The following is a 6,852-nucleotide window of genomic DNA, read 5'->3' as shown; positions in this document are numbered from 1 at the left end:
CACGCCGCTCCTGGCCGCGTGGCACAGCCGCGGACCGGCCCGGTTCTGGTCAAGGACGACTGACCGCGCGTTCGCGCTCGTCGTTGCATTGGGTAGGCGCCTCCCCCGCTTGCGTTGATACTGTCAGCCGGGATCGTGACCGTTACGAAACTTGCGGTCTGGCTGAAGACCAATGCCGGGAGGCCACGCAAAGAGTGGCAGACGCTAAAGAGGATGCACGCCGATCTTGGCGATGGCACCTTCCAGCCCTTCGAGGAAGGTCTGCTGGACTACAGCATCGAAGATATGGCGTTCGCTGACATTGATGGCGACGGCACGGTTAGGCATCCCTTCCGTCAGCACGGCGTCGAGGATCTTCACCATCTGGCGGTCGCCATCCGAGGAGCCCTGCATCATCGAGCCTAACCGCCACCGATATACTGTGCAGCGCGCGGCCCACCGTCATTGCCGATCTGATGGCACGCACCGGGCTTGATGATGCGATGCTGTCGTGGCTGGCATTGCCTCTACAAAGTGGGCCCTTCCTTCTGGGCGTCCTCGACGACTCCGTCGATGACGCCGATCCCGTCGCCCGCATCAAGGTCAGTCACCGCAGTCACAACCGGTTGGTTGCGATCGCGCGCGTTCTCCCTTGGATCGTCTTGACCGAGCACATTCCCTTCCGATACGGCGCGAGCTTCCGAGGTGGGCGCAGCCACCCTGCGCCTTAGCCGCCGCTTGAGGTGCCCGATCCGCCGAACCCGCCACGCGATGTGGCTGTGGTTTTGGTCATTGGCGCCTGACCGATGGTGCTGGGCGGTTTGGTGAACTGGCTGGCCGACAGCTTGGCCTTGCCGGAGTTGCTGGAATAGGTGCTGTTGCCGGTGGCATTGGTGAACTTGCCATCCGCCGTCCTGTAAAGCGGCTGCGAGGCGGCGGCCCCCCGCGCATTGCCCATCATGTTGCCCAGCAGATAGCCCATCATCAGCGGCATGAAGATCGACCCCGACCCGCCCGATTGCGCCGCCTGTTCGGTGCCGCAGGCGCCTTCCCCATGCTGTGCCTCGCAGACGGCAAGGCTGTCATAGCGTGGCGCGGATTCGACATGCAGCGCCTCGGCCTCGGCAAAGGCGGTGTCACATTCGGCGGGGCTGAACAGGCCTCCGGTATTTGCGGCGGCCTTGCAACTTTGCAGATCGGGAAAGGCCTGCGCGTCGACCTGTTCCTCCTTGCAGCCCGAGAGGGCGAACGCCCCCATCAGGACAAGGGCCACATGTGTCGAACGTTTCTTCATATCCTGTGCTCCTGCGGATCAGTCACGGATGAAATGGGGCTTGAAGCGCGAAAGATCCTGCGTGATGCGTGACCGGTCCTCGCGGATGCCGATCCCGGCGCAGGACTCGCCGATGATCCAGGCGCCGATCACCGGGCGGAAACCGTCAAAGACCGGCAGGGGCGCATAGGCCTGCACAATGCGGGGATGGTGGTCGTAAGCGCGCATGGCGGCGGTTTCGGTCACGCTGCCCGCTTCGACAATGGTGATCGAGGCGCCTTCGCGCGAAAACACGGGTTTCGTCACATGGCCGATGCGCAGCTGATCCGCGGCGCGCGCGAACGCTGCGCGGACCGGCTGCGCGGCAGGGCCGGTGCCGGACAGGGCCTGCGCCACGTCGGCTTCGAAAAATGTCGGCAGCAGGTTGGGATGGCCTTCGAACATCTGCCACAGCACGGCCAGCAGGCCCTTGTTCGACACCAGCGCCTTCCATGGCGGTTCCAGAAACCGCGTACCCGAAGGCGCCAGATGCGCGGCGTAATCGTCGCGCAGCAGATCCTCCCACGGGTACAGCTTGAACAGGGTGCCGATCACGCGATCCTGATCGTCGACGAACTGGCCATCGGGCGACAGGCCGATCTTGTCGAGATCGCAGTAATGCGCCCCCAGGCCCGCCTGACGCGCGGCCCAGCCCAGGGCCTCGACCGTGGCGTAATCTTCGGGGCTGCCGACCTGTGCGGTGAAGTGCAGGTCGGTGTCGGGGGGGAACAGCGCCGCAAGGCGTTCGACCAGCGCCTCATGGATGCCGTTGAACTGATCGTCGCTGTCACGCAGCACGCCGGCGGCGATCTGGTCCTCCAGCCAGGACCATTGAAAGGACGCGCTTTCATAAAGCGATGTCGGGGTGTCGGCGTTGTATTCCAGCAGCTTGGCCGGGCCAGTGCCGTCATAAACTAGATCGAAGCGGCCATAAAGCTCTGGCTGGCCTTGTTGCCAGCTGTCGACAATCAGGCCGCGATGCGCCTCGGGAATGCACAACTGCGTCATCAGGGCGTCGCTGGTGACGATCAGGTCCACCGCCTCGCGGCACATGGCGTGCAGCTCGGTCGCGGGGTCTTCGATGTCGTCCTCGATCTGGCGCAGGCTGAAACGATAGGCCGAGCTTTCATCCCAATAGGGCTCGCCGTGCATGTCGGCGAAGGTAAACCCCACCTCTTGCGCCTTGTCGCGCCATTGCCGCCGTTCGGGTAGCGCGATCTTGTGCATGGGGACTCCGGTCTGGGAAAGGCGGGGATCGGCAGGGCAGGGGCGTCATAGCCGCAAAATCCCGGCCTGACCAGTGCGACAGGCGGGTTGACGGCTGCAAGAGCTTTGGAGTGCGATACCGACCAGAAACCGCAGTGACACCACGCCCTGGGACACTATCCTGATCAGGCGACTGGCATTCGCTGCTCAACAAGTGTCGCGAACCAGCTGCTTCCAAATGGAATTGCGTTGTCATCGAAATCATAGCGCGGGTGGTGACACATTTGCGTGTCTCCATTTCCAATGAACATGAAAGCGCCTGGGCGTGATTGAAGCATGAATGAGAAATCCTCACCACCAAGATGCGGCTGGGTATCGCGATCGACTTTCCCGGAAACCGCTTCGGCTGCATGAGCCGCATAGCTTGTTTGTTCAACAGCGTTTACTGTAGCGGGAACTCCTCGATCGTAGAATGTCTCGGCCGCTGCGCCAAAGGCATGGGCAATGCCATTGGCGATCACAGGAATTCGATCTTCGATCATATCGCGGACTCTACTGTCGAACGTTCGAACCGTCCCACGCAATTCTACTGTTTGTGGGATCACGTTGAACGCCTCGCTGTCGGAATGAATGGCGGCGACTGTCACAACGGCTTGTTCTAACGGGTCAACATTTCGCGATACTATGGACTGAAGCCCAACGACAATATGGCTGGCGACCAACGTTGTATCCACGGCCGAATGAGGCTTTGCTGCGTGACCGCCCTTCCCGGTCACCGTTATGGAAAACATATCTCCGGCAGCTAGGATTGGCCCGGAGCGAATGGCGAACTCGCCCACAGGCAAACCTGGCATATTGTGCAGTCCGTAGACCTCTTGTACATTCCAGCGGTCCATCATCCCGTCCTGTACCATGGCCAGACCGCCCTTGCCACCTTCCTCGGCGGGCTGGAATATCAGCACTATCAGTACAACAGCAGCCGACCGTTCCACGCGCCGCTTCGGATTGTCGAAAGCGGCGTCACCACGAACTTCAGCTATGACGCCACCGGCAACATGTTGGTCGGTCTCGACAACAAGGCCATGACCTATGATGGCGAGAACCGTCCGCTTTCGGTGACGCTGAACGGCAATCGCACGTGCTATGTCTACGCGTTCACGCACTCTGGCAGATGCCCGCCGGCGCGCAGATCGGAGAAAGACGTCCCGGTCGTCGCGGGGCAGGGCCAGCGGCGGGGGCGTCACATGGCCTGGACCGCTTTCGGACGCTGCACCGCACGCGCGGCATGCGGTGCAGCGGTCGGCCTCAGAAGCTGAGCACGACGCTGTTGTCCGCCATGATCGCGGCAGCGGCGGCATCGGGGGCGGCGGGTGTCACACCGTCGAGCAGGATCGTCGCATCGGCGCCCTTGCCGGGCAGGTAGATGGCGCAGACCTCGACCTTGACGTTGTGCTGGTCCATCATCATCCGCATCAGGCCCTGCGGGCTGGCATCGCGCGGCGGCTGGCCTGTGGTGGCGCTGGCGGGTGCTGCTTTCAGGGCGATGTCGCCCGCAGGTCCGCAAAGCAGTATCTGCGCCGTTGCACCCTTTTGCACCGCGTTCATGGTCAACACCATCGCCATCAACTGGGTCTGGGGTTCAGGCGCGGTCAGAACCGTGACCATATGGCGCTGTTCCTCTGCCATGGCAGGCAGGGCGACCGTCATGGACAGCGCACAGGCGGTCAGAAACTCTTTCATGGTATCTCCACAGGTTGGCAGGTGATTGACGACAGGAATTCAGAAGATCATCGCGCGGATCAGCAGGGCGACCACGGCGAGCGTGCCGACACCCAGAAACCACAAGGCGATGAACCACAGTGTTTTCCGCAGGGCGCCCGCCATCAGTGATAGCCCCCCGCGGGATCGACCTTGCCGCGGAACACCCAATAGGCGTAGCCGGTATAGGCAAGGATCATCGGCACCAGCACCAAGGCGCCCGCCAGCAGGAACCACAGGCTTTCGTCAGGGGCCGCCACCTCCCAGATCGTCAGGGACGGGGGAACCATATAAGGATAGAAACTGATCCCCAACCCGACGAAGCTGAGCACGAACAGCGCCAGCGCCGACAGGAACGGCCATGCGTCTCGCCCCTCGTGCAGACCCTTGTGGAACATGAAAGCCGCAATCAGGATCAGCGCGGGCACAAAGGCCGAGAACAGCGCATTCGGAAAGGTGAACCAGCGATCCAGATACAGCGGGTTCAGGAAGGGTGTGATCAGGCTGACCAGCCCCACCAGCGCCAGCGTCACACCCCCCAGCCAGAGCGACAGGCGATGCGCCACCGACCGCACGGGGCCGTCGGTCTTCATCACCAGCCATGTTGCCCCCAGCAGGGCATAGCCCGCAACAAGCGCCACCCCGGTCAGCAGGGAAAACGGTGTCAGCCAGTCCCAGTTGCCGCCGGCATAGGCCCGCCCCTCGACCGCGATGCCTTGCACCAGGGCGCCCAAGGCGACACCCTGCGCCAGGGTCGCCACAAGACTGCCGCCAAAGAACGACAAGTCCCACAAGAACTTGCCCCGTTTCGTGCGCCAGCGGAACTCGAACGCGACGCCACGAAACACCAGCGCCAGCAGCATCACGATGATCGGCACATAGAGCGCGGGCATGATCACCGCATAGGCCAGCGGAAACACCGCAAACAGCCCGCCGCCGCCCAGCACCAGCCATGTCTCGTTGCCATCCCAGACCGGGGCAACGGTGTTCATCGCCAGATCCTTCTCGGCCTCGGACCGCATGAGCGGAAACAGGATCCCGACCCCAAGGTCGAACCCGTCCAGGATGACATAGGCCAGCACCGCAAAGGCGATCAGACCGGCCCAGATGAATGCAAGATCAAAGACCATGTCGCGTCACTCCGCCGGGATGAATTTGTCGTCGACCGCCGGGGCAGGCGTGACGCCTGCGGCACGGGTCGGGCCAAGATCGCTCATCGGGGCGCCGCTGTCGGGGCGTTTGCCCATCAGGCGCAGGATGTAGAACGTCCCCGCCCCGAACAACGTGAAATAGATCACGATGAACGCCACAAGCGAGGCACCGACCGCCGCCGCCTCGACCGGCGCCACACTGTCATTGGTGGACAGCAGGCCATAGACGGTCCAAGGCTGGCGCCCCACTTCGGTGGTGATCCAGCCCGCCAGCACCGCGACAAAGCCCGCAGGCCCCATGGCGATGGCCGCACGGTGCAGCCAGCGGCGATCATACATCGTTCCGCGCAGGCGCAGCACCAGTGCCCACAGACCAAGCCCCAGCATCGCAAAGCCAAGGGCAACCATGATGCGGAAGGACCAGAACACGATGCCGACCGGCGGGCGTTCCTCGACCGGGAAATCCAACAGCCCAGGCAGGGGCGAGGTCAGATCATGGGTCAGGATCAGCGAGGACAGATACGGGATCTCGATCTTGTAGTTGACCGTTTCATTCGCCGCATCGGGGATACCGAACAGGATCAGCGGCGCGCCGCCATTGGGGTGCGGCTCGAAATGCCCTTCCATCGCGGCGATCTTGGCGGGTTGATGTTCCAGCGTGTTCAGCCCGTGCAGGTCGCCTGCAAGAATCTGCAACGGCGCCACGACCATCAGCATCCCCATGGCCATCGAAAACATCGTGCGTGCGCCGCTGTTGGCGCGGTCGCGCAACAGGTGCCAACCGCCCACGGCGCCCACGACCAGCGCGGTGGTCAGGTAGGCCGCCAGCACCATATGCACCAGACGGTAGGGGAAGGACGGGTTGAACACGATTGCCCACCAGTCGACGGGGACGAACTGCCCGACCTCGTTGATGGCATGGCCCTGTGGTGTCTGCATCCAGCTATTGACCGACAGGATCCAGAACGCCGATCCCAGCGTGCCGATGGCCACCATCAACGTGGCGAGGAAATGCGCCCGCGCGCCAACCTTGTCCCGCCCGAACAGCATCACCCCCAGAAAGCCCGCCTCAAGGAAAAAGGCCGACAGCACCTCGTAGCCCATCAAGGGGCCGATCACTGGCCCGGCCTTGTCGGAAAAGACCGACCAGTTGGTGCCAAACTGGTAGGACATCACGATGCCCGACACGACGCCCATGCCGAAGGCCACGGCAAAGATCTTTTTCCAGTAGTTGAACAGCGTCAGATAGACATCCCGCCCGGTCCACAGGTGCAACCCGTTCAGCACCGCCAGATAGCTGGCCAGCCCGATCGAAAAGGCGGGAAAGATGATGTGGAAAGAGACCGTGAAGGCGAACTGGATTCGGGCCAGTTCGATGGCATCAAGGCCGAACATGGGCGTGCCTTCCTATTTATATATTCTCCATGAATGAATATCTTGGCTTTC

8 protein-coding genes and 1 pseudogene are annotated in these 6,852 nt (G+C 62.6%); 1 reads left to right on the top strand and 8 read right to left on the bottom strand.

Annotated elements, in window-relative coordinates:
* Positions 1 to 204: 204 nt before the first annotated feature.
* The 4 genes and pseudogenes from BW970_RS16300 to BW970_RS16280 all read right to left on the bottom strand — a co-directional run.
* Complete coding sequence (locus tag BW970_RS16300; protein WP_076533381.1) at positions 205 to 396, bottom strand: hypothetical protein; 192 nt, start codon at positions 394 to 396, stop codon at positions 205 to 207.
* A gap of 310 nt (positions 397 to 706) precedes the next feature.
* Complete coding sequence (locus tag BW970_RS16290; RefSeq protein WP_076533377.1) at positions 707 to 1,273, bottom strand: DUF1190 domain-containing protein; 567 nt, start codon at positions 1,271 to 1,273, stop codon at positions 707 to 709.
* Between the two features lie 18 nt (positions 1,274 to 1,291).
* On the bottom strand, positions 1,292 to 2,518 hold the full coding sequence (locus BW970_RS16285; protein ID WP_076533375.1) for a glutathionylspermidine synthase family protein: 1,227 nt from the start codon (positions 2,516 to 2,518) through the stop codon (positions 1,292 to 1,294).
* A 164-nt stretch (positions 2,519 to 2,682) separates the two neighbouring features.
* Positions 2,683 to 3,459: pseudogene (locus tag BW970_RS16280) on the bottom strand (amidohydrolase); the annotation flags it as partial.
* Here BW970_RS16280 and BW970_RS21130 point away from each other — a divergent pair.
* Positions 3,373 to 3,813, top strand: coding sequence for a hypothetical protein (locus tag BW970_RS21130; protein ID WP_229740543.1), 441 nt, complete (start codon positions 3,373 to 3,375; stop codon positions 3,811 to 3,813). The pseudogene BW970_RS16280 and the gene BW970_RS21130 overlap by 87 nt on opposite strands.
* On the opposite strand, the gene BW970_RS16275 is transcribed toward BW970_RS21130, so the two are convergent.
* The 4 genes from BW970_RS16275 to BW970_RS16265 are packed head-to-tail and all read right to left on the bottom strand — an operon-like array spanning position 3,803 to position 6,801.
* Positions 3,803 to 4,237 carry a hypothetical protein gene (locus BW970_RS16275; protein ID WP_076533370.1) on the bottom strand — a complete coding sequence of 145 codons (435 nt, stop codon included), beginning with the start codon at positions 4,235 to 4,237 and terminating at the stop codon, positions 3,803 to 3,805. The genes BW970_RS21130 and BW970_RS16275 overlap by 11 nt on opposite strands.
* A gap of 39 nt (positions 4,238 to 4,276) precedes the next feature.
* Positions 4,277 to 4,381, bottom strand: coding sequence for a DUF2474 domain-containing protein (locus BW970_RS20585; protein ID WP_144038975.1), 105 nt, complete (start codon positions 4,379 to 4,381; stop codon positions 4,277 to 4,279).
* The gene (gene cydB, locus BW970_RS16270) at positions 4,381 to 5,385 is read right to left on the bottom strand and encodes a cytochrome d ubiquinol oxidase subunit II (RefSeq protein WP_076533368.1); all 1,005 of its coding nucleotides are present in this window, start codon (positions 5,383 to 5,385) and stop codon (positions 4,381 to 4,383) included. Before cydB ends, BW970_RS20585 begins: the two co-directional genes overlap by 1 nt.
* Positions 5,386 to 5,391: 6 nt before the next feature.
* Positions 5,392 to 6,801, bottom strand: coding sequence for a cytochrome ubiquinol oxidase subunit I (locus BW970_RS16265; RefSeq protein ID WP_076533366.1), 1,410 nt, complete (start codon positions 6,799 to 6,801; stop codon positions 5,392 to 5,394).
* Positions 6,802 to 6,852 lie beyond the last annotated feature (51 nt).

The organism is Gemmobacter megaterium (assembly GCF_900156815.1).
In the GTDB taxonomy this organism is placed as follows: Bacteria; Pseudomonadota; Alphaproteobacteria; order Rhodobacterales; family Rhodobacteraceae; genus Wagnerdoeblera; species Wagnerdoeblera megaterium.
The sequence above is the reverse complement of the archived record's forward strand: the minus strand, read 5'-3'. Positions and strand labels throughout refer to the sequence as shown.

What these genes read in the sequence shown, in the direction of transcription:
- BW970_RS16275 (WP_076533370.1), bottom strand. Translation starts at nt 4,237, where the DNA reads ATGAAAGAGTTTCTGACCGCCTGTGCGCTGTCCATGACGGTCGCCCTG.
- BW970_RS16300 (WP_076533381.1), bottom strand. Translation starts at nt 396, where the DNA reads ATGATGCAGGGCTCCTCGGATGGCGACCGCCAGATGGTGAAGATCCTC.
- BW970_RS16265 (WP_076533366.1), bottom strand. Translation starts at nt 6,801, where the DNA reads ATGTTCGGCCTTGATGCCATCGAACTGGCCCGAATCCAGTTCGCCTTC.
- cydB (WP_076533368.1), bottom strand. Translation starts at nt 5,385, where the DNA reads ATGGTCTTTGATCTTGCATTCATCTGGGCCGGTCTGATCGCCTTTGCG.
- BW970_RS20585 (WP_144038975.1), bottom strand. Translation starts at nt 4,381, where the DNA reads ATGGCGGGCGCCCTGCGGAAAACACTGTGGTTCATCGCCTTGTGGTTT.
- BW970_RS16285 (WP_076533375.1), bottom strand. Translation starts at nt 2,518, where the DNA reads ATGCACAAGATCGCGCTACCCGAACGGCGGCAATGGCGCGACAAGGCG.
- BW970_RS16290 (WP_076533377.1), bottom strand. Translation starts at nt 1,273, where the DNA reads ATGAAGAAACGTTCGACACATGTGGCCCTTGTCCTGATGGGGGCGTTC.